The 19,413-nt window shown below is 72.3% G+C and carries 22 protein-coding genes and 1 pseudogene; 5 read left to right on the forward strand and 18 right to left on the reverse strand.

Annotated elements, in window-relative coordinates:
- Window positions 1-31: 31 nt before the first annotated feature.
- A complete protein-coding gene (locus tag BA062_RS00780) occupies window positions 32-1,066 on the forward strand; it encodes a threonine aldolase family protein (RefSeq protein ID WP_110334062.1) in 1,035 nt (344 codons plus the stop codon).
- Window positions 1,063-1,640, forward strand: a pseudogene (locus BA062_RS00785) (HAD-IA family hydrolase). The gene BA062_RS00780 and the pseudogene BA062_RS00785 overlap by 4 nt, the downstream one beginning before the upstream one ends.
- Window positions 1,641-1,704: 64 nt before the next feature.
- On the opposite strand, the gene BA062_RS00790 reads toward BA062_RS00785, so the two are convergent.
- From BA062_RS00790 to BA062_RS00815, 6 genes are all read right to left on the reverse strand, one after another.
- Window positions 1,705-2,055: a DoxX family protein gene (locus BA062_RS00790; protein WP_110334063.1), complete on the reverse strand. Its 351-nt coding sequence runs from the start codon at window positions 2,053-2,055 to the stop codon at window positions 1,705-1,707.
- A 13-nt stretch (window positions 2,056-2,068) separates the two neighbouring features.
- On the reverse strand, window positions 2,069-2,254 hold the full coding sequence (locus BA062_RS00795) for a hypothetical protein (RefSeq protein WP_110334064.1): 186 nt from the start codon (window positions 2,252-2,254) through the stop codon (window positions 2,069-2,071).
- Between the two features lie 187 nt (window positions 2,255-2,441).
- Complete coding sequence (locus BA062_RS00800) at window positions 2,442-3,605, reverse strand: pyridoxal phosphate-dependent aminotransferase (protein ID WP_110334065.1); 1,164 nt, start codon at window positions 3,603-3,605, stop codon at window positions 2,442-2,444.
- Between the two features lie 23 nt (window positions 3,606-3,628).
- Window positions 3,629-4,366, reverse strand: a complete 738-nt coding sequence (locus BA062_RS00805; RefSeq protein ID WP_391360691.1) for a hypothetical protein — start codon at window positions 4,364-4,366, stop codon at window positions 3,629-3,631.
- A gap of 41 nt (window positions 4,367-4,407) precedes the next feature.
- Entirely contained in the window at window positions 4,408-4,779 is a 372-nt protein-coding gene (locus tag BA062_RS00810) for a hypothetical protein (protein ID WP_110334066.1), read from the reverse strand.
- A 33-nt stretch (window positions 4,780-4,812) separates the two neighbouring features.
- Window positions 4,813-5,985 (reverse strand): aminoglycoside phosphotransferase family protein, encoded by a 1,173-nt coding sequence (locus BA062_RS00815; RefSeq protein ID WP_110334067.1) that lies wholly within the window; start codon window positions 5,983-5,985, stop codon window positions 4,813-4,815.
- Window positions 5,986-6,093: 108 nt separating this feature from the next.
- On the opposite strand from BA062_RS00815, the gene BA062_RS00820 reads away from it, so the two are divergent.
- Complete coding sequence (locus BA062_RS00820) at window positions 6,094-6,522, forward strand: helix-turn-helix transcriptional regulator (RefSeq protein ID WP_110334068.1); 429 nt, start codon at window positions 6,094-6,096, stop codon at window positions 6,520-6,522.
- Here the strand turns inward: BA062_RS00820 and BA062_RS00825 are convergent.
- From BA062_RS00825 to purD, 7 genes are all read right to left on the reverse strand, one after another.
- Window positions 6,519-7,652 carry a transglycosylase SLT domain-containing protein gene (locus tag BA062_RS00825; RefSeq protein ID WP_110334069.1) on the reverse strand — a complete coding sequence of 378 codons (1,134 nt, stop codon included), beginning with the start codon at window positions 7,650-7,652 and terminating at the stop codon, window positions 6,519-6,521. The genes BA062_RS00820 and BA062_RS00825 overlap by 4 nt on opposite strands.
- Window positions 7,652-7,963 carry a hypothetical protein gene (locus BA062_RS00830; protein WP_110334070.1) on the reverse strand — a complete coding sequence of 104 codons (312 nt, stop codon included), beginning with the start codon at window positions 7,961-7,963 and terminating at the stop codon, window positions 7,652-7,654. The genes BA062_RS00825 and BA062_RS00830 overlap by 1 nt, the downstream gene beginning before the upstream one ends.
- Before the next feature lie 121 nt (window positions 7,964-8,084).
- Window positions 8,085-8,870, reverse strand: coding sequence for an ESX secretion-associated protein EspG (locus BA062_RS00835; protein WP_110334071.1), 786 nt, complete (start codon window positions 8,868-8,870; stop codon window positions 8,085-8,087).
- Window positions 8,867-10,582 carry a PPE domain-containing protein gene (locus tag BA062_RS00840; protein ID WP_110334072.1) on the reverse strand — a complete coding sequence of 572 codons (1,716 nt, stop codon included), beginning with the start codon at window positions 10,580-10,582 and terminating at the stop codon, window positions 8,867-8,869. The genes BA062_RS00835 and BA062_RS00840 overlap by 4 nt, the downstream gene beginning before the upstream one ends.
- A 10-nt stretch (window positions 10,583-10,592) precedes the next feature.
- Window positions 10,593-11,180 carry a DUF3558 domain-containing protein gene (locus BA062_RS00845; protein WP_110334073.1) on the reverse strand — a complete coding sequence of 196 codons (588 nt, stop codon included), beginning with the start codon at window positions 11,178-11,180 and terminating at the stop codon, window positions 10,593-10,595.
- A complete protein-coding gene (locus tag BA062_RS00850; protein ID WP_110334074.1) occupies window positions 11,164-11,595 on the reverse strand; it encodes a hypothetical protein in 432 nt (143 codons plus the stop codon). The genes BA062_RS00845 and BA062_RS00850 overlap by 17 nt, the downstream gene beginning before the upstream one ends.
- A gap of 121 nt (window positions 11,596-11,716) precedes the next feature.
- Complete coding sequence (gene purD, locus BA062_RS00855; protein ID WP_110334075.1) at window positions 11,717-12,979, reverse strand: phosphoribosylamine--glycine ligase; 1,263 nt, start codon at window positions 12,977-12,979, stop codon at window positions 11,717-11,719.
- 139 nt (window positions 12,980-13,118) lie between these two features.
- Here purD and BA062_RS00860 point away from each other — a divergent pair, with 139 nt between their 5' ends.
- A complete protein-coding gene (locus tag BA062_RS00860) occupies window positions 13,119-14,240 on the forward strand; it encodes a glycerophosphodiester phosphodiesterase (protein ID WP_110334076.1) in 1,122 nt (373 codons plus the stop codon).
- Window positions 14,241-14,244: 4 nt separating this feature from the next.
- Here the strand turns inward: BA062_RS00860 and BA062_RS00865 are convergent, their stop codons facing one another.
- The gene (locus tag BA062_RS00865) at window positions 14,245-14,640 is read right to left on the reverse strand and encodes a MerR family transcriptional regulator (RefSeq protein WP_110334077.1); all 396 of its coding nucleotides are present in this window, start codon (window positions 14,638-14,640) and stop codon (window positions 14,245-14,247) included.
- A 34-nt stretch (window positions 14,641-14,674) separates the two neighbouring features.
- Complete coding sequence (locus BA062_RS00870) at window positions 14,675-14,860, reverse strand: hypothetical protein (RefSeq protein ID WP_110334078.1); 186 nt, start codon at window positions 14,858-14,860, stop codon at window positions 14,675-14,677.
- A 74-nt stretch (window positions 14,861-14,934) separates the two neighbouring features.
- Here BA062_RS00870 and BA062_RS00875 point away from each other — a divergent pair, with 74 nt between their 5' ends.
- On the forward strand, window positions 14,935-15,834 hold the full coding sequence (locus tag BA062_RS00875) for a LysR family transcriptional regulator (protein WP_110334079.1): 900 nt from the start codon (window positions 14,935-14,937) through the stop codon (window positions 15,832-15,834).
- On the opposite strand, the gene BA062_RS00880 is transcribed toward BA062_RS00875, so the two are convergent.
- From BA062_RS00880 to BA062_RS00890, 3 genes are read right to left on the reverse strand one after another with little or no spacing between them, the layout of a single operon-like run.
- Window positions 15,821-17,941, reverse strand: a complete 2,121-nt coding sequence (locus BA062_RS00880) for a xanthine dehydrogenase family protein molybdopterin-binding subunit (RefSeq protein ID WP_110334080.1) — start codon at window positions 17,939-17,941, stop codon at window positions 15,821-15,823. The two genes, BA062_RS00875 and BA062_RS00880, sit on opposite strands and share 14 nt — an antisense overlap.
- On the reverse strand, window positions 17,938-18,912 hold the full coding sequence (locus BA062_RS00885; protein ID WP_110334081.1) for an FAD binding domain-containing protein: 975 nt from the start codon (window positions 18,910-18,912) through the stop codon (window positions 17,938-17,940). Before BA062_RS00885 ends, BA062_RS00880 begins: the two co-directional genes overlap by 4 nt.
- Window positions 18,909-19,379 carry a (2Fe-2S)-binding protein gene (locus tag BA062_RS00890; protein ID WP_210406724.1) on the reverse strand — a complete coding sequence of 157 codons (471 nt, stop codon included), beginning with the start codon at window positions 19,377-19,379 and terminating at the stop codon, window positions 18,909-18,911. The genes BA062_RS00885 and BA062_RS00890 overlap by 4 nt, the downstream gene beginning before the upstream one ends.
- Window positions 19,380-19,413: the final 34 nt, after the last annotated feature.

Here is a 19,413-nt window from a genome sequence, read left to right on the forward strand (position 1 = left end):
AGATCAACTAACGATGTGATGTGATCGGACTGTGACCTCCGAAGCGACACCCACTCTCCTCGACTTCCGATCGGACACGATCACCCGGCCCGATGAGCAGATGCGAGTGGCGATGGCGAGAGCGGAGGTCGGCGACAACGTCATTGACGTCGATCCCACGGTCCGCGAGCTGGAGCGGCGGGCGGCCGAGACGCTCGGCATGGACGCCGCGCTGTGGACCCCGAGCGGCACGATGGCCAACCTCATCGCCCTGTCGGTGCACCTCGGCAGGGGCGACCGGTTTCTGGCGACCCGCAACGCGCACGTCCTGACCAACGAGCTCGGCTCCGCGGCGTGGCTGGCGGGCGGGATGCCCGACGTGCTCGAGCACGACGCGGGCCCCGGCAGGCCGACGCCGAGGGCGGTGCGCGTCGCGGCCGGCACCCGCGGCGGGCCGTACTACGCGCTGCGCACGACGTTGCTGTGCCTGGAGAACACGCACAACGCCGCGGGCGGGGCGATCACGCCGCCCGACGAGCACGCGCTGCTGGTCTCCACCGCGCGGGACGAGGGCCTGCTCGTGCACCTCGACGGGGCGAGGCTGTGGAACGCCGCGGCCGCGCTCGGTCTGCCGCCCGCGGCGCTGACGGTGGGCGTCGACACGGTGTCGGCGTGCTTCAGCAAGGGCCTCGGCGCCCCGGTCGGCTCCGTGGTCGCGGGCAGCGAGGAGTTCGTCGAGCGGGCGCGGCGGATGCGGCAGATGCTCGGCGGCGGCGTCCGCCAGGGCGGCGTGCTGGCGGCGGCGTGCCTGGTCGCATTGGACCGGGTCGGCGACCTGACACGGGACCACGCCAACGCCAGGGCGCTCGCGGACGGCTTGCGGGACCTCGGCTGGGACGTGTCCGAGCCGCAGACCAACATCGTGCTGGCGGCCGTGCCCGACGTGCGGCTCACGCTCGAGTCGCTGCGCTCGCTGGGGATCCTCACGCTGCCGATGGCGGGCAAGGTGCGGTTCGTGCTGCACCGTGACGTCTCCGCCGACGACGTGGCCGAGGCGCTGGACCGGATCAAGGCGAGCGGCAAGTGACGCGCCGCTGGCTGGTGTTCGACTATGGCGAGGTGATCTGCACCAGGACGACGGCGTTGCCCACGCTGGCCGAACGCCTGGGTGTGCCGCTCGCCGAGTTCGAGCCCGCGTACTGGGCCGGGCGCGACGCCTACGACCGGGGCGCAAGCGACCTGGAGTTCTGGTGCACGGTCGGCGACGCGGTGGGCGTCGGCGTCAGCGAGCCGCTGTCGGCCGAGCTGACGGAGCTGGACATCGAGGGCTGGGCGCAGGTCTCGCCCGCGACGCTGGAGCTGGTGGAGTCGCTCGCGGAGGCGGGCGCGGCGCTGGCCCTGCTGTCGAACGCGCCGGTGTCGTTCGCGCGGTTCGCCGAGCGCCAGCCGTGGACGCGGCACTTCCGGGAGCTGATGTTCTCCGGCGACGTGGGGCTGGCGAAACCGGACGCGGAGATCTTCGAGCTGCTGGTGTCGCGGCTGGACGCGAAGCCGGGCGACTGCCTGTTCTTCGAGACCGGCAGGTGAACGTGGACGGAGCCCGCGCCGCGGGCCTCCAGGCCCAGCTCTGGCAGGGCATCCCCGCCGAGCTGCCCGCGTAACTTGACCGCCCCCCAAGGCCACCTTTGTTGCGTTGAACGCAACAAAGGTGGCCTTGGGGGCAGGTCAGGCGAGGCCGAGGAGGACGGCGTTGGCGACCGCGAGCACGCCGAGGCTGGCGGCGGGGGCCGCGACGGCGGGAGGGTCCTTCGCGCGGAGGTGCCGCAGTACCGTGCCGACCATCAGCACGACGAGACCGATGGACGCCACGAGCGCGGCGGGGCGGAACCAGAAGCCCACGATGAGTCCCGCCGCCGCGGCCAGCTCCAGCGCGCCGATCGTGCGGTTGACCTGCGTGGACAACCCGAGGTGCCCGGCGTAGGACCGCAGCGGCTCGACCCCGGCGAGCCGGGCTCCGCCCGCGCTGAGGAACGCCGCCGTCAGCAGGAGCGAGAGCACCCCGATGACGATCGACATGGGCGGGCTTGGCTCAGGGCCGGATCTGCTTCTTCTTGCCGCCGCCCTTGATCGCGCTGTACGCAGCGGTGCCGAGGAACGCGGCACCTCCGATGAGGACGATCCAGAACGCCGCCTCTACGAGGAAGCCCACCACGGAGCCGATCACCATGAACGCGACCCAGACGAGGAGCAGACCCCCGACGATCTTCCAGAACATGACCTTCCTCCGCTGCACTGTCGAGTAGCCATCCGGTCCATCCCAGGTTGGCATGCCATCGGCCCGGATGACCCTCCGCAAGGCCAACGTTCAGGGAAAACTCCGGGTTCCCCTTACGCGGCCCACTGCAGTGAAGGCCACCATGCCTGCGTTCAACGCAGTGAAGGTGGCCTTCACTGCGGGCGGGTCAGAGCCAGGTGCCGAGGCGGCGGACGCCCTCCGCGACGTCGGCCTCGGCTCCGGCGAAGGAGAAACGGACGTACCGGCCGCCGTCCACCGGGTCGAAGTCGATGCCGGGCGTGATGGCGACGCCGGTGTCGGCGAGCAGCCGCTGGCACCAGCTGAGGCTGTCGGCGGTGTGCGCCGACACGTCCACGTACGCGTAGAAGGCGCCGTCGACGGGCGCCACGCGCTCGAAACCGAGCTCGCGCAGGCCGTCCAGCAGCAGGTCGCGGTTGGACCGGTAGTGCGCGACGTGCCCGTCCAGCTCCGCGTACGACTCCGGCGTGAACGCGGCGACCGCCGCCTGCTGGGCGAGCGCGGGCGGGCAGATGTTGAAGTTGCCGGTCAGCACGTCGACCGCGCGGTGCAGCCGCTGCGGCACCAGCATCCAGCCGAGCCGCCAGCCCGTCATCGCGAAGTACTTCGAGAACGAGCCGAGCACCAGCGCCTCACCCGACGTCTGCCACGCGCAGCCGAGCTCGGTCTCGTACGAGATGCCGTGGTAGATCTCGTCGCTGATCAGCTGCACACCCCGCGACGAGCACCAGCCCGCGATCGCGGCCAGCTCACCGGGTGCCAGGACGGTGCCGGTGGGGTTGCTGGGGCTCGCGACCACGAGCCCCTTGATCGGGCCCAGCTCGTCGAGCAGCTCGGTGGTGGGCTGGAACCGCGTGTGCTCGTCGGTGGTGAACTCCACGACCTCGCAGCCGAGCGCCGAGAGCAGGTTGCGGTAGGCGGGATAGCCGGGCCGCGCCATCGCCACGCGGTCGCCCGCCTCGAACGCCGAGAGGAACGACAGCAGGAACCCGCCGGAGGAGCCGGTGGTGACGATGACGTCCTGTGGGCTGACGTCCAGCGAGTACGTGCGCTCGTAGTGCCCGGCGATGGCCTCGCGCAGCTCGGGGATGCCGAGCTGCACGGTGTAGCCGAGGTCGCCGTCGCGCAGCGCCTTCTCGGCCGCGGCGAGCACGGGCTTCGGCGCGCCCGCCGTGGGCTGGCCCGCGCACAGTGCGATCACGTCGCCGTGGCTGCGCTGCCGCGCCTGTGCCGCGGAGAGCACCTCCATGACGTGGAACGGCGCCACGTCGGCGCGCCGCGAGGGGCCGGGGAAGTGTGCGAACTCGACCATGCCGCCGAGGGTAAGGCGGCGCGCTACCGGCTCTGCCGGTAGGCCAGCGAGAAGCCGCCGTCGCGACGGCCGATCGACAGCGACAGCCCGGCAGCGGCCATCAGCAGCAGCACGCCGACGTTCTCGCCCAGCTCCTCGGCGTGGTAGGTCAGCACGTAGACCGGCCCGCTCTCGCCGCCCGCGATCAGCAGGCCCTGCACCAGTTCCATGCCGAGCGCCGAACCGAGCAGCAGCGCGCAGCCCGCCACGACGAACCACCTCGGCCTGCCCCGCAGCCTGCTCGCCAGCAGCAACAGCGCCGCCGCCACGAACAGGCCGGCCACCAGACCGGGCAGCAGCCAGTAGAACGGGAAACCGTCGAACGTCACCAGCTGCCGCCCGATGCGGTCGAGCCGTTCGTGCAGTTGCGTGTGGTCGTCGAGGGAGAGGGCGGCCAGCAGTGCCGCGCCGCACCACCAGCCCCACGACTCGGCCCTCGCGGTTCCACGCGCGAGCGCCGCGGTCACCCCGTACAGGACGGCCGCCACCACCAGCAGGCCCACGCTCCACCACGTCGGCAGGTTCCCCTCCACGAAGACGTCGAGGTAGAGCTGGATCTCGCCGCGGTCCCTGGTGAGCGGGTGGTGGATCAACGCGGGTACCGCCATGCTCGCCACGTTGAGCACCACCGAGACGCCGAGGAGCGCCCACCACACCCGATGCAGCCGCACGGGAGCGAGCGCGGCGAGATCTCTGCTGGTCACGTCTGTCACGGCGGCCATCCCTTTTGAGAAGAATGCGCGATTCTAACCGGATGCCCGGCTCAGTTGGCGGTGTCCGCGCTGTTCGGCGTCGGCGTGGCGGCCGTGTCGGGCGTGGCGGGCGTCGCTGGGGTCTTCGGCGTGTTCGCGGTGTTTGCCGTGTCCGCCGTGTTGGGGGTGTTGGCCGTGTTGGCGGTGTTGGTGTCGCGGTCGGCGGGCGAGTCGACGGCGGAGGCGGCAGGCGAGTCGGCCGACTCTGGCGAGTCGTCACCCGCCTGCTGCTGGGCGTGGTCGACGAGCTGCACCTGCGCGGGCACCTGCTGGTCGTTGAGCTCCACGTCGGCAGACGCGGTGCCCACGGCCACCAGACCGCCCACCCCGAGCACCGTCGCGGTGGCCGCCACCACGAACCAGGGACGCCTGTTCTCAGCCATGATCGTTGTCCTTTCCTCGTTACCTTCGGTTTCTCACGCGGCGAGCAGGTGCCCGCCGGTCAGCCAGCGCCGGGCGAGGTCGAGCCGCCGCGCGACCTCGGTGCGCCAGTTCGGTTCCTGCACCCGGTGGGAGCCGGTGGCCAGCGACAGCACCACCGCGGCGACCCGGGTACGCAGGAGGTCGGTGTCCAGGTGCCTGCCGAACTCACGCAGGCAGTCCGAGGCGAACGCCTCGATCACCGCGGCGCGGTCCGGTCGCACCTGAGCGAGCACGGCGAGGTGCCCGAGCAGGCAGGCGGGGTCGTCGTAGCGGTCGCCCGCCCCAGCCGTGTCGATGTCGAGCAGCCCGCTGATCTCGCCGTCGCGCACGAGCAGCTGGCTCTCGTAGAAGTCGCCGTGCACGGCGACGGGCGGTTCCCCGGAGGGCACCACCGCGTCGGCGATCGCGCGCGCCGAGGGACCCGCCTCGGGCAGCACCGCGGCCACCACGTCGGCGTAGTGCCCGGCCTGCTCGCCCCAGCCTGGGCGGGCGGGGCGCTCGGCGAGCGCGGCGGGCAGCGAGTGGAGGACGTCGACGATCCGCGCGGGGTCGAGCTTCACGGTCTCCCCGCTCAGCAGCAGCTGCCGCAGCGAACGCCCCGGAAGGCCCGCGAGCACGAGCAGCCCGTCGCCGGTCCAGCCGAGGCTCTGCGGCACGCGCGTGCCCTCCGCCGCGCGATGGAGCCGGTGCAGGTCTTCGACCTTGTGCGGCCGCAGCACCTTCACGAACAGGCTCGTCCGCCCGGTCCGCACCTCCACCACCGCCCGGCGGCACGGGCGGTAGGCCCGCACGCGCAGGCTCACCTGGCCGTCACCGAGACCGAGCCGCTCGACGAGCGAGCCCATCCGCTTCGCGTCGCACGCGGCGGCCAGGCCCGGCAGCGCGGGGTCGTGAGGGAAGCGCCAGACGCCGATCTCGCGCACGCCGTCGGACATCCGCAGGGCCGCCGACGCGTGCCTGGAGTCGGTGGCGCCGAGAGTCTCGGTGCTCTGCCCGCCGTCGGCCCACTCGACGTCCACATGCGCCGCGACCGTCGTGGCGCCCGAGGGCTGCATGTCGAGGTGCGTGGTGCGCCAGCCGAGCATCCGGCCGCCCGCGACCTCGACGGCCGAGGCCCACAGGAGGTCCAGGTCCGCCCTGCCGGGTGTCCACCGCGTTTCGCTCATGGACTTCACGATGCCGACGCACCGTGAATCCGATCTGAGTCGCACATTAAGGGCTTTTCATGAAAGGAGGAGTTGGGCCCTCCCGATGGACGTGGCACGATTTCGCAGGTGAGCAGTAGTCCGAACACGGAGCAGCACCTGCGCGACCTCACGCTCCTGCGCCGCGTGCGCGACCGGATCGACCGCGAGTACGCCCAGCCGCTGGACGTGGAGGCCCTCGCTCGCGGCGTGCACATGTCGGCGGGGCACCTGAGCCGCGCGTTCCGGCGCGCCTACGGCGAATCGCCGTACTCCTACCTGATGACGCGGCGCATCGAACGCGCGATGGCCCTGCTGCGCCGGGGCGATCTCAGCGTCACCGACGTGTGCTTCACGGTCGGCTGCTCGTCACTGGGCACGTTCAGTACGCGCTTCACCGAGCTGGTGGGAATGCCGCCCAGCACCTACCGCCGGCAGGCCCAGGTGACGGCGGGGATCCCGTCCTGCGTGGCCAAGCAGGTGACGAGGCCGATCAGGAACCGCGCGCCGGTTACCTAGTAACCCTGGTAGCCACCGCCGCTGGCCATCGAGGCCAGTCCGGGGTGGCCTTCGAAACCGCCGTAGCGGTCGAAGGTGTAGCGAACCCCGGCGATGATGTTGTCCACCGGGTTGTAGATGTCGTCGTGGCCCGGCAGCTTGTACGCCTCGAACGTCGGGTCGATGCACTGCATGAGGCCCTTGGACGGGGTGCCCTTGGCGGCGTTGGAGTCCCAGTTGTTGATGGCGTGCGGGTCGCCACCGGACTCCTTCTCGATGATCGTCCAGATCTCGTCGATGTTCTCTTCGGTCACCGGAATGCCGTTGGCCTGGAGGATCTTGATGGCCTCGCGGATCCACTGGTCGACGTTGCCTGGCGGGGGTCCGCTGGTGGGCGGGCCTCCGCTCGGGCCGAGCCCGCCGCCGCCGGAGGCGCCCCCTCCGGAGCTGCCACCGCCACCGGAGCCGCCTCCACCGGAGCCGTCGCTGATACCGCCGGTGGCCTGTACCTGTGAACCGGACGAACCCGGCGGCGGCACGGAGGCGAACCCTCCGTCCACGTCGGTCTTCATGAGCTCCTGTGCCCTGCTGATGGCCTGATTGGACTGGGCGAGCAGCTCGTCGATGCGCGTCGCGGCGTCGGAGGCCGTGCGCTTGTTCTGCTCGTCGGTGGTCTGGAGGATCTCCTCCGCGGTGGGCGACGGCGCCGCGTCGCGCTCACCGTTCTGGAACTCCTGCATCGCGCTGCGCGCGGCCTGGATCCGGCCCTCCGCCTCGTTGTTGCGGTTGTCGATGGCCGTGCGCGCGTCTTCCTTGGTGCTCTGGATCTGCCGCTTGAGGTTGGACAGCGTCTCCTGCAGCGACGTCAGCTCCCGCGCCACCTCGTCGAGCTTGTCCTTGACCTTGTTGCCCGCCGCGGCGACCTTGGCGACGTAGTCGAAGAACGCGTCGGCGGCGGGGCCGTCCCAGACGCCACCGTCCTGCAGCGGCGCCGCGGCGCTCGTGAGCCCGGCGGTGTGGTCGCCCGCGTTGCGCGACGCCTCGTCGAACTGCCGGGCGACCTCCTGGATCTCCCCGGGGTTGACCTTGTCGACCCTCGCGGCCCGAGTCTCCACATCGGACCAGTTGGCAGGAATGCCCGCGCCGGCCATCAGACCTCCCTGACGGTGAGGTTGTCCGCCGCGGTCGCGTCGGCCTCGCCCATCGCGGCGACGGCGTCACGCAGCGCGGTGCTCGCCGCCGTCATGAGCCCGGCGGCGGTTTCGAACTCGCTCTGCATGCCGGAGGTGAACGAGCCGAGCGTGCCCGAGACCTTGTCGGGGTTCTCGGGGTCCTCGACGTCCCCGAACGGGCTCTCGCCCTCGACACCCTTCATCTTGGCCTTGGACGAGCGGAACTCCTCGGCCAGCCGGTCGAGGCTGCCCGCGGTGATGTTCATCGACTCGGCGTCGTAAACAGGCACGGCTGCGTCATCTCCCCTTCACACACCCGATCTGTGTCCGCCGGTTCGACGCGTCGATCCCCACGGCGGTTCCGCTCAACCCTACGATGCCGCACCGGTTTTCGCGCGAGCTTCGGCCGGGTCAGACCTCGCCGAGCAGCTCCCAGATCCGGCCTGCGAGCAGCGAATTGTCCGCCGGTGTCACGGTTGCCCAGTTCCGCCCGTCGCGCTCGGGCCGCACCTGGAAGAGGTAGCGCCCCGCGTCGGTGTCGTAGAAGGCGATCACGCGCTCGGCCCTGCTGATCCGCCCGTCCCGGCCGTGGCGTTGCGCGCCGAACTGACCGCGCGCGGCCATGCCCATCATCATCCCGGCGAGCTCCTGCGCCTGCCACAGCTCGACGCCCCGGTCCTCCAGCGCGGTCACCATCGCCTTCGCGTCGCCGCGGGCGTCGGCGTCGGCGGCCACCAGCACCTCGTGCGGCAGGCTCACCGAGCGGCCCACTCCGGGGCCCAGCTCACCGGCCACCGACACGGCGGCCTCGGGCAGGGTCGCGTCGGACGCCGGGATCAGCCACACCTCGTCGCCGTCGACCACCCCCAGCAGCGCCTGGCCGCCGGTGCTCACGGCGAGCCCCGAGATCTGCCGGTCGGCCCACACCCACAGGTCGATGCTCACCTTCGGCTGCACTAAGAGGTTCAGCATGTCCACAACGTCGGGGGACGCCTTGTGCCCCCTGGCGAGGCGTCGCCGCGCGAGCGACTCCCACGCCTGCTCGACCAGCGCGGCCCGCTCGGTGTGGGTGACGCCGGGGCTCGGGACGTCCAGCGCGACATGCCGCCGCGGCAGGCGCTCGGCCTCCCAGAGCATGTCGAACTCCAGCGCGGACAGCACCACGCTGCCATTGCCACCGCCGTCGGGTGTGCTCACCGGCGCCCGTCCGCGTCGTCGCCGATGACGTCGGGTGAGACCATGCGCTGGTCGGTGAACAGGTCCTGGTCGTCGACGCCGTAGCGCCGCACGTGCGAGGCGTCCTCCTCGCCGTCCTGCGGCGCCGCCTTCTCCAGGTAGCCGCCGCGCTGCTTCTCCGAGCGCGGGCTGAGGCGCTCGGAGTTGCGCTGCGCCCGCTCCTCTTCCTCGGGCAGGTCGCCGATCGCGAGCTGGTGCGGCGAGCGCGTGGCGCCGGGTGCGCTGCGGCCGACTCCTCTGCCCTTGCGGTCGTTGTCGCCGCTCAACGCGCCCGCGACGCCACCCGCACCGAGGGCCGCCGCACCGGCGCCGAGGTCGTTGAGCGACGCGCCGCCGCGCGGGGTGCCGGTGAAGCCGCCGCTGCTGACCGTTCCGGCCGGGGTACCGGGCTGGGGCGCCGCGCCGAAGGACTTGCCCTTCGCGAGCGGCTGGTCGTCGGAACCACCGGCGCCGGGCGTGGCCGGCTTGCCGACGACGCCGCCCGCGGCCGCCGCGGGCGGCGGGACGTTCGCGCCGGGCCCGCCGGTGGCGGGGGTGCCGCCCGAAACCGGCGAGCCGCCCGGGACGGGAGCGCCGGGCACGCCGGGCGCTCCGCCGACCCTGGGCGGAACGGCAGTGCCCGTGCCGGGCGGCACGGCGCCGGGGGACTTGGTGCCGACCACGCCGGTCGCGGGTGGAACGGTGCCGGTCGATCCGGGCACGCCCGTTGGTTGCCCGCCCGGCGTGGGCGGTGTGCTCGTGCTCGGCGGCAGTGGACCGGTGCCGCTCTGGTGCTGCTGGGGCTGCCGCGTGCCGCCGAGGTACCCGGTGGCCGAAGGCGTCGGCGCCGGGCTCACCGGTGCGCTGCTCGCCGTCGTCGACTGCGGAACGGGACGCGGGGCGGAGCCGCCGCTGCCGGTGCTGCGCGCGGGCGGGGCCTGCGCGGCGATGCCGTAGGCGGGCGTGGGCGCGTTGGCGGCGATCCCACCGCTCGACACCGGTGCTCCCGCGAGCGGAGGCGGCGCCGGGGCGTTGACCCCGACCGCGCCGGCCGCGACCGTGACGTCGCCGGGGCCGCCGCCCGCGTCGATCTCGCCAGGCAGCCTCGGCCCGGTGTCGGCGTGCACAGCCTGCGGCGAGTCGAGCGACGGCGTGTACGAGAGGTACTCGCCGCTGTCCTTGGCGTAGGCGTTGAGCGCCTCCAGCGCCTGCTGGCGGGCTTCCCTCGCCTGCGCGACCTTGCGGGCGTTGTCGGTCTCGAAGCCGAGCAGGCTGCCGATCGAGTCGAACAGGCCGTAGCCGCCGGCCTGCCGCAGCGTCTCGGAGTCGGGGAGCTTGTGCAGGGTGCGGTTGAACGCCTCGCCCTGCGCGAAGATCTGCTTCGCCGAGTGGTTGACCCGATCTCCCGCCTGTGCGGAGAAGTCGGCGTTGCGCGCCACGGCGGCACCGGCCTGTGTCGCGGCGGCGCTCTGCCATTCGACGCCGAGCTTGCCGAGTTCGGTGCGCAGCGTCTGGTCGGTCTCCGCGAGCGCCTCGCCGACGGCCTTGAGCGCCTCGACGGCGTCGCTGATGCCGCTGATGCCGGGGCCGGAGCGGAACCGGTCGATCTCGTCGGCCAGCATGTTGTCGGTGTAGCCGTCGAAACGGTGGTCGCCGATCTTCTTGACGAGCACCGAGATGTCGAGGTTGTCCATTGCCGGGTCCTTACCTCGTGGCCTGCAACGTCTGGACGGCGAGCGTGGCGGCCTGTGCGGCCAGGTCACACATCCGCGCCTGGGTGAACTCGCTCGGATCGGTGGGGTAGAGCTGCGTGCGCAGAATCTGGCCCTTCGCCACGCCGACGAGCGTCTCGCAGTCGCTCGGGCTCGAACCGTCCGCGTAGTGCGTGAGCGCGGGGAAGCCCTCGACGTCGGTCCGCTCGGTGATCATGCTGTTGTTCTCGCGCTCGCCGTCCACCCACTGCTGCAGGTCGGCGTCCGTGATCGCCTCGACGTAGAAGCTGTAGTACGGCGCCGTGAGGTCAACGTCGAGCGAGCACGTCGGCCCGTCGCGGCCCTCCGGGTCCGTACGGGGTTCGCTGTTGACCTTCAGCTGGTCGAGCTGGGCTTCGGTGAACAGGGCGCACGGGTCGACTCCGGCGAGTGACAGTTCGGCGGGGCGCTGCGAGGAGGACCCGGACGGCGTGACCGTGCCGATCGCGCTGGCCTCGCCGTCGCGCGGGCTCGTGCAGCCCGCGAGCACGAGCGCGGCGAGCACGCCGCCCAGCGCCAGGAGGCTAGGCCGGGTAGACACGCCTGTCCCCGAAGCTCGCCGCCTTCTCCTCGTCGTCGAGCTGGTAGGTACCGCCGGCCTTGCGCAGCTGCTCGGCGAGCGAACGTAGTTCCTGGACGTAGGCCCGCACCTTGCGCTCGTAGGAACCCTCGTCGCCGGCGATGACCTCGTTCCACACCTCGACCACGTTGGTGGACACGACGTCCTCGGAGGGCGCGTTGATCCGCAGCGCGGAGAGGTGCTGGGCGAGCTTGCCCTGCAGCGCCCCGGCCTGCTCCTCGATGATCCGCGCGACGTCGAGGATCTTGTCGGGCGCGATCTGGATGTCTCTGGCGCTGGGCACGCCCGGCACCGAGGCGTTGAGCTGCTCGCCACCACCGAACTCGGTGGTGAAGGGCATCAACGACCCCGGCAGCGCCTCGCGGTTCTCTGACATGCGCGCACCCCCTGCTACGGTCCGTAGCCGGACAGTTTCCCACCGCAGGCTACCAATCCGGATGTGACGGCGACCTGAACTTTGACGCACGGCACCGCGCGGGGGTTCCCGCGAGTTCGGCTCAGCGCGTGGGCAGCGCGATCTCGCCGCGCACGGCGCGCAGCGCGATGTCGGTGCGGTGGTGGGCGCCGGGCAGGTGGACCCTGCCGACCCGCTCGTACGCCTGCGCCCGCGCGGCCTCCAGGTCGCCGCCGGTGCCGACCACGGCGAGCACGCGGCCGCCGTTGGACACCACGGCGCCGTCGTCGCGGCGGCGGGTTCCCGCGTGCAGCACGCCCTCGGCCTCACCGCCGGTGATGACGTCGCCGGTGCGGGGCTTGCCGGGGTAGCCGTCGGCGGCGAGCACGACGGTGACGGCGGCGCCCTCCGCCCATTCCAGCGGCGGGTGCTCGGCGAGCCTGCCGGTGGCCGTGGCGTGCAGCAGCCCGGCGATCGGGGTGCGCAGAAGCGCGAGCACGGCCTGTGTCTCCGGGTCACCGAAGCGGCAGTTGAACTCGATCACCTGCGGTCCGTCGCTGGTGAGCGCGAGCCCGGCGTAGAGCAGCCCGGAGAACGGGGCCCCGCGCGCGGCGAGCTCGTCCACGACTGGCTGCACGATCGTGGCCACGACGTCGTCCACCAGGCCCGCGGGTGCCCAGGGCAGCGGCGCGTAGGCGCCCATGCCGCCGGTGTTCGGTCCCGCGTCGCCGTCGCCGACGCGCTTGAAGTCCTGCGCGGGCAGCAGCGGCACCACGGTGCGGCCGTCGACCAGGCAGAACAGCGAGGCCTCCGGACCGTCGAGGAACGACTCCAGCACCACCGGGTGACCGCCGTCGAGCAGCATCAGCGCGTGCTTGCGGGCCTGCTCGATGTCCGGCGTGACCACCACGCCCTTGCCGGCGGCGAGCCCGTCGTCCTTGACCACCCACGTGGGTCCGAAGCGCGCCAGCGCGGCATCGAGGTGCGCGGGGTTGTCCACCACCTCGGCGCGCGCGGTCGGCACCTTCGCGGCGGCCATGACCTCCTTGGCGAACGCCTTCGAGCCCTCGATGCGGGCGGCCTCGGCCGAGGGGCCGAAGCACGCGATGCCGGCCCCCCGCACCGCGTCGGCGGCACCGGCGACGAGCGGCACCTCGGGGCCGATCACCACGAGGTCGGCCTTCCACTCGCCCGCGAGCACCGCGACGGCGGAGGGGTCGGTCAGGTCGACGCCGAGCGGTTCGGCGAGCGCCGCGATTCCGGCGTTGCCGGGCGCGCAGGCCAGCGCCGTGACCGCCGGGTCGTGCGACGCGGCAAGGACGATGGCATGCTCTCGGGCTCCGGAACCGATAACCAGGACTCGCACGGGTGTTGAGGGTAATCGCGGGGGTCTCCTGCCGTTCACCGGCATGTCTCCTCGGGGCCGCTGGGGTGTAGGCCGCGCGTCGCGCCGGGCGGCGACTGTTGCGACGGAAAACCCCGATTTCCCCCAGAAAGGGCTTCAGATGCTTCGACAGCGACTGGCGCTGGTCGCACTGAGCGCGCTCGCCGTGTTCGGCACCACCAGTGTGGCGAGCACCGCGCAGGCCGCCTCGGACGGCGCCGTGAAGGCGGGCAAGGGGCAGGACGGGCCCGTGATCGTGGCCCACCGCGGCGCGTCCGGCTACCGGCCGGAGCACACGCTCGCCGCGTACGAGCTGGGCGCGCGCATGGGAGCCGACTTCATCGAGCCGGACCTGGTGATCACCAAGGACGGTGTGCTCGTCGCCAGGCACGAGCCGGAGATCGGCGGCACCACCGACGTGGCCGAGCGCCCCGAGTTCGCCGACCGCAAGACCACCAAGGAGCTCGACGGCACACCGGTGACCGGCTGGTTCGCCGAGGACTTCACGCTCGCCGAGCTCAAGACGCTGCGGGCGAAGGAGCGCATCCCCGACCTGCGGCCGAACAACACGATCTATGACGGCCGCTTCGAGGTGCCCACGCTCCAGGAGGTGATCGACCTCGCCAGGCGGCTGTCGCGGGAGCTGGGCCGCGAGATCGGCGTGTACCCGGAGACCAAGCACCCGACGTACTTCCAGCAGGCGGGGCTTCCGCTCGAGCCGCCGCTGGTGCGGACGCTGGAGCGCAACGGCCTCAACCACAGGGGCGCCAAGGTGATCGTGCAGTCGTTCGAGGTCGCCAACCTCAAGCAGTTGTCGAGTCAGCTGCGCGTGCCGCTGGTGCAGCTGGTCGACTCCTCGGGCGCGCCGTACGACTTCGTCGCCTCCGGCGACCCGCGCACCTACGACGACCTGCTGACGCCGAAGGGCTTGCGCGAGGTGGCGGCCTACGCCGACGGCCTCGGGCCCGCCAAGGACCGCGTGATTCCGAGGGACGAGGACGGCTACCTGCTCGAGCCGACCACGCTGGTCGCCGACGCGCACCGCGCCGGGCTCACCGTGCACCCGTTCACGTTCCGCGCGGAGAACAGCTTCCTGCCCGCCGACTTCCGCTCGTCGGACGACCCGGCCGAGTGGGGCGACATCTTCGCCGAGTACGAGGCGTTCCTGGCCACCGGCATCGACGGCCTGTTCGCCGACCACCCGGACATCGCCGTGGAGGCGGCCAAGTCCGTCCGGAGGTAACCGCTCAGCTCGCGTGCGCCGCGGACACCTCGTCCGCGGCGCACGCGGGCGTCGAGTACACCTCGATCTTGTGCCGGATGAGCCGCTGGTGCTCACGCAGCTGGGCCAGCTGGTCCTCCACGCGGCGGTCGTGGGCGCGCAGCACCGCGAGCCGCTCCTCCCGGCATGACTCGCCACCGCGCAGCAACCGCACGAAGCGGAGCATGTCGGCGATCGGCATGTCGGTGTCGCGAAGGCAGCGCAGCAGGTGGAGCAGGCCGAGGTCGGCGTCGGAGTAGCGGCGACGGCCGCCCGGCGTGCGCTCGATGGGCTCCAGCAACCCGATCTTCTCGTAGTAGCGCAGCGTGTCGATGCTGAACCCGGTCTTCTCGGTGACCTGCGCCGGAGAGTAGAAGCTCACGCATTCCAGAGTGACACCTGGAGTGCGCTCCAGGTCAAGACCGCTGACACACTCCGGCGCCGGGACGTCCCCTGGTCACCACGCCCGCACCGGTCACGCGTACCTGCAACGAGCCGCACGCACACCGCGTCCAGACGGTTTCGCCCTCGGGCGTGCGGTGCCGCGAGACGATCTCGTAGACGTCCGAGTCGGGCCAGCCGCAGAAGGGGCAAGTGCTCATGAATCCAGCATGGGACCGTTCGAGCATGCAGGTCCAGGTTGGATTTGTGGACGTGACTGTGAAGAATCGACTTCATGATTGACCTGCGCAGGCTCAGCGTCCTGCGGGCGGTCGCCCACTACGGCACGGTCACCGCCGCGGCACAGGCGCTGCACCTCACCCCCTCGGCGGCGTCCCAGCAGATCCGCCAGCTCGGCCGCGAACTCGGCGTCGCACTGCTCGAACCGAACGGCCGCAAGGTGCGGCTCACCGGTGCCGCGCTCGGCCTGCTCTCCCACGCCGACGCGATCGAGGCGCGCTGGCGGCAGGCCGAGGCGGAGCTGCACGCGACCGGCACCGAGCCCTCCGGCGTGCTGCGGATGGCGGGTTTCCCCACCGTGATGTGCCGTTTCCTGGGGCCGCTCACGGTCCGGCTGCGCGAGCGGTATCCCGGGCTCGCCGTGCGGTTGCGGGAGACCGAGACGCCGCGCTGTTTCGACCTGCTGTTCAACGGCGACGTGGACCTCGCCGTGGTCGAGGCGATCCCCGGCAACCCGGCCGCGGGCGACCAGCGTTTCGACCAGCAGCCGCTGCTCGACGACCCGTTCGACCTGCTGCTGCCCGGCGACCACCCGCTCGCCGGGCGGCGCTGCGTCGAGCTGTCCGAGGTCGCGGGCGAGCCGTGGATCATCGGTGCGGAAGGCGACGCGTGGCGCGCGCACGTGCTCGCGGCGTGCTCGGCGGCCGGGTTCAGCCCGAACATCGCCCACGAGGCGTGCGACGCGAGCCTCGTGGCGAGCCTGGTGGACCTGGGCCTCGGCGTCGCGCTGTTTCCCCGGCTGGCCCAGTTCCAGCCCGACGTGGACGTCCGCCGTATCGAGGTGAGCGGCACCGCGCCGTCGCGCCGGTTCCTCACGTGCACGCGCCGCGGCGGCAGGGACGCCCCCGCCGTCGCGGCCGCGGTCGAGTTACTGCACGAGGTCACGGCTCGCTGAGCACGGTGGCCAGGCGGATCGGCAGGTTCCGCACGCGCCTTCCGGTCGCGTGGAACACCGCGTTGGCGATCGCCGCCGCGACGCCCACCGCGCCGAGCTCCCCGATTCCCTTGGCGCCCAAGGGGTTCGCGAACCGGTCGTCGTCCTCCACGAACGCGGCGTCGAGGTCGGGCAGGTCGGCGTTCGCGGGCAGCAGGTACCCGGCGAGGTTCTTCGACACGAACCGTCCGAGCACCGGGTCCACATCGGAGTGTTCGAGCAGCGCCTGCCCATAGCCCCACGCGAACCCGCCGGTGAGCTGGCTGTGCGCGGCGAGCGGGTTGAGGATCCGGCCCGCCGCGTACCGGGTGACGGCCCGCGACAGCCGCACCACGCCGAAGTCGGCGTCAACCCGCACCTCGGCGAAGATCGCGCCGTAGGTGTGCATCGAGTACCGCGCCGACCGGCCCGCCGCGAGCGCGTCCTCCTCGGGCGACCAGCGGCCCTCGGCCTCCAGCTCGGTGAGCCCCGACTCGGCGAGCAACCCGGCCAGTGGTTGCCCCTGCCGCCCGTCGAGCTTGGCGAGCACCTCCCGCGCCGCCGCCTGCACGGCCGAACCGAGCCCCATCGCCGACATCGAGCCCATCGTCCCGGCGTGCGGAGGGAAGCCGGAGTCGCCGTGGCGCACCTCGACGTCACCGGGGTCGCAGCCCAGCGTCTCGGCGACCACCGCCTGGACCATCGCGGGCAGTCCGGTGCCGATCTCCTGCATGCCGGTCTCCACGACGATCCGGCCGTCCGCACCGATGCGGACCTTCGCCGACGAGGGGGCGCGGAAGGTGTCCATCGTCGCCGCGGCGACGCCCCAGCCGACGAGGTCGTTGCCCTCACGCATCGACCTCGGCTCGGGCGAACGCTCCGCCCAGCCGAACCGCTCCGCGCCCTCACGCAGGCACTCCACAAGCCTGCGCGAGGAGAACGGCAGGCCCGTCATCGGGTCCACGTCCGGCTCGTTGCGCAGCCGCAGCTCCACCGGGTCGATCCCCAGCTCGTACGCGAGTTCGTCCATCGCCGACTCCAGCGCGAACATGCCCGGGCCCTCGTGGGGCGCCCGCATGGGCGTAGGGCCGGGTCGGTCGACACGCTGTACGCGCATGCGTGTCTCGATGGCGGGGCTGGCGTAGAGCCACGTGGAGGAGTGCGTGGTGTTCTCCAGGTAGTCGACGGCACGCCCGCTCGCGTTGACGCTGTCGTGGCGCAGCGCCGTGAGCCTGCCGTCGCGCGTCGCACCGAGGCTCACCGTCTGCCGGGTCGCGGGCTGGTGCCCGGAGAGCGTGAACATCTGCGCCCTCGTCATCACCAGCCGCACCGGCCTGCCTGAGACCTTCGCCGCCGCGGCGGCGAGCGGCAGGTGCGGCCACACGTAGCCCTTCGCGCCGAAACCGCCACCGGTGAACGGGCACACCACGCGCACGTGCTCGGGCGGCAGGGAGAACAGCGCCGCCATCGTCTGCTGCGCCACCGCCACCGACTGCACCGAGCTGTGCAGCACGAGCTGCTCGCCCTCCCACCACGCGAGCGTCGCCGACGGCTCGATGGGGCTGTGGTGCCGGTCGGCCGTCGTGTAGGTGGCGGTGACGGTCACGTGGGCCTCGGCCAGCCCGGCGCCGGCGTCGCCCTTCTCCTCGTCGGTGCCGCCGAGCACGTGCCCGCTGTGCGGCACCACGTCCTCGGCCTCGCCGAACGCGATCGGTTCCCGCACGCCGGTGTAGGTCGCGCGCACCCGGCTCGCCGCGTACTGGGCCTGCTCCAGCGTCTCGGCGAGCACGATCGCGATCGGCTCGCCCTCGTAGTGGATCTCCTCGGCCTGCAGCGGTAGCGCCGGGTAACCCAGCGGCGGCGACGGCAGCTCGGCCAGTGTCGGCAGGTCCGCGCGGGTCAGCACGGCCGCCACCCCGGGACAGTCCCGTGCCTCCGCGGCGTCCAGCTCCGCCAACCGTCCATTCGGGACGGTCGCGGAGACGAGCGCCGCGGCCAGCGCCGACTCGGCGGGCACGTCGGCCGCGTACCGCGCGGCGCCGGTGAGCTTCGCGGGCCCGTCGGGCCGCACGAGTCCCTCAGTCGTCATGCCGCCGCCTCCTGGATCGCCCGCACGGCCGCGCGCTGCGCGAGCGTGACCTTGTACTCGTTGCCAGCCAGCGGCCTCGCCTCGGTGAACGACGCGGCGAGCGCGGACCGCAGCGCGGTGGTGTCGCCGAGGTCCACGCCTACGAGCGCCGACTCCGCCGCCGTCAGCCGCCACGGCCGGTGGGCGACTCCGCCGAGCGCGAGGCGCACACCGGTGAGTGTGCCGCCCTCGGCGCGCACGACGGCGGCCACCGACACCACGGCGAACTCGTACGACGCGCGCTCACGCACCTTGAGGTAGTACGAACGCTCGGCGCCGCCGGGCACCTCCACGGCGGTGATCAGCTCCCCGGCTCGAAGCTCGTTGTGCCGCAACGGTTCGTCGCCGGGCAGCCGGATGAACTCCGAGGCGGGAATCCGCCGCTCACTCCGTTCGCCACGCACCACCACGACGGCGTCGAGCGCCGCGAGCGCCACCGCCAGGTCGGAGGGATGGGTGGCGACGCACCGGTCGCTCCAGCCGAAGATCGCCGCCGCGCCCGTGTCGCCGTGCAGCGCCGAACACCCGGAGCCCTCCGCGCGCTTGTTGCACGGAACCGCGGTGTCGGCGCGAAAGTACGGGCAGCGCGTGCGCTGCATGAGGTTCCCGCCGATCGAGGCCATGTTGCGCAGCTGCGCCGACGCCGCCAGCAGCAGCGACTGCGCGAGCACCGGGAACCGCGCCGCCACGATCTCGTCGGCCGCGACGTCGCTCATCCGCGCGAGCGCCCCGATGCGCAACACCCCATCGGCGAAGCCGACGTCCCGCAGCGGCAGCCGGTTGATGTCCACCAGCCGCCGGGGCTCCTCGATGCCCTCCTTGAGCCAGTTGACCAGCTCTGTGCCGCCCGCGATCGGCTGCGTGCCCGGCTCGCCGAGCGCGGCCAGCGTCTCCTCCAGCCCCCTCACCCGCGTGTAGTCGAACGTCCTCATCGGACCGCCGCCTTCGACACCGCGGCCACGATCTGCGGGTACGCCGCGCAGCGGCAGAGGTTGCCGCTCATCCACTCCCGGATCTCGTCCGGCGAGCCCGCGTGCCCCTCGGCGATGCAGCCGACCGCGGACAACACCTGACCCGGCGTGCAGAACCCGCACTGGAAGGCGTCGCTCTCGAGGAACGCCCGCTGCACCGGGTGCGGCTCGCCGTCCTCGCCCGCCAGCCCCTCGATGGTGGTGATCTCGGCACCGCCCACCGTGACCGCGAGCGTCAGGCACGACAGCACCCTGCGGCCGTCGACGAGCACCGTGCAGGCGCCGCACTCGCCCCGGTCGCAGCCCTTCTTCGTCCCCGTCAGCCCGACCCGGTCGCGCAGTGCGTCGACCAGCGTGGCGCGGGGATCGATCTCGATCTCGCGTTCTTCACCGTTGACCGTCAGCGACAGCCGTGTGTCCTGGTTCACGTGAACCAGCGTGCTTCCTGGAGCGCACTCCAGG

Origin of the sequence: Prauserella flavalba, assembly GCF_003202235.1 — a bacterium.
Taxonomy (GTDB): Bacteria; Actinomycetota; Actinomycetes; order Mycobacteriales; family Pseudonocardiaceae; genus Prauserella_A; species Prauserella_A flavalba.

Bases quoted from the DNA above. Each gene is read 5' to 3' on its own strand.
- BA062_RS00805 (WP_391360691.1), bottom strand. From the start codon at position 4,366: ATGGCCGCCGTGACAGACGTGACCAGCAGAGATCTCGCCGCGCTCGCT.
- BA062_RS00860 (WP_110334076.1), top strand. From the start codon at position 13,119: ATGCTTCGACAGCGACTGGCGCTGGTCGCACTGAGCGCGCTCGCCGTG.
- BA062_RS00885 (WP_110334081.1), bottom strand. From the start codon at position 18,912: ATGAGGACGTTCGACTACACGCGGGTGAGGGGGCTGGAGGAGACGCTG.
- BA062_RS00840 (WP_110334072.1), bottom strand. From the start codon at position 10,582: ATGGACAACCTCGACATCTCGGTGCTCGTCAAGAAGATCGGCGACCAC.
- BA062_RS00815 (WP_110334067.1), bottom strand. From the start codon at position 5,985: ATGAGCGAAACGCGGTGGACACCCGGCAGGGCGGACCTGGACCTCCTG.
- BA062_RS00800 (WP_110334065.1), bottom strand. From the start codon at position 3,605: ATGGTCGAGTTCGCACACTTCCCCGGCCCCTCGCGGCGCGCCGACGTG.
- BA062_RS00870 (WP_110334078.1), bottom strand. From the start codon at position 14,860: ATGAGCACTTGCCCCTTCTGCGGCTGGCCCGACTCGGACGTCTACGAG.
- BA062_RS00875 (WP_110334079.1), top strand. From the start codon at position 14,935: ATGATTGACCTGCGCAGGCTCAGCGTCCTGCGGGCGGTCGCCCACTAC.
- BA062_RS00790 (WP_110334063.1), bottom strand. From the start codon at position 2,055: ATGTCGATCGTCATCGGGGTGCTCTCGCTCCTGCTGACGGCGGCGTTC.
- BA062_RS00795 (WP_110334064.1), bottom strand. From the start codon at position 2,254: ATGTTCTGGAAGATCGTCGGGGGTCTGCTCCTCGTCTGGGTCGCGTTC.
- BA062_RS00810 (WP_110334066.1), bottom strand. From the start codon at position 4,779: ATGGCTGAGAACAGGCGTCCCTGGTTCGTGGTGGCGGCCACCGCGACG.
- BA062_RS00850 (WP_110334074.1), bottom strand. From the start codon at position 11,595: ATGTCAGAGAACCGCGAGGCGCTGCCGGGGTCGTTGATGCCCTTCACC.
- BA062_RS00825 (WP_110334069.1), bottom strand. From the start codon at position 7,652: ATGGCCGGCGCGGGCATTCCTGCCAACTGGTCCGATGTGGAGACTCGG.
- BA062_RS00880 (WP_110334080.1), bottom strand. From the start codon at position 17,941: ATGACGACTGAGGGACTCGTGCGGCCCGACGGGCCCGCGAAGCTCACC.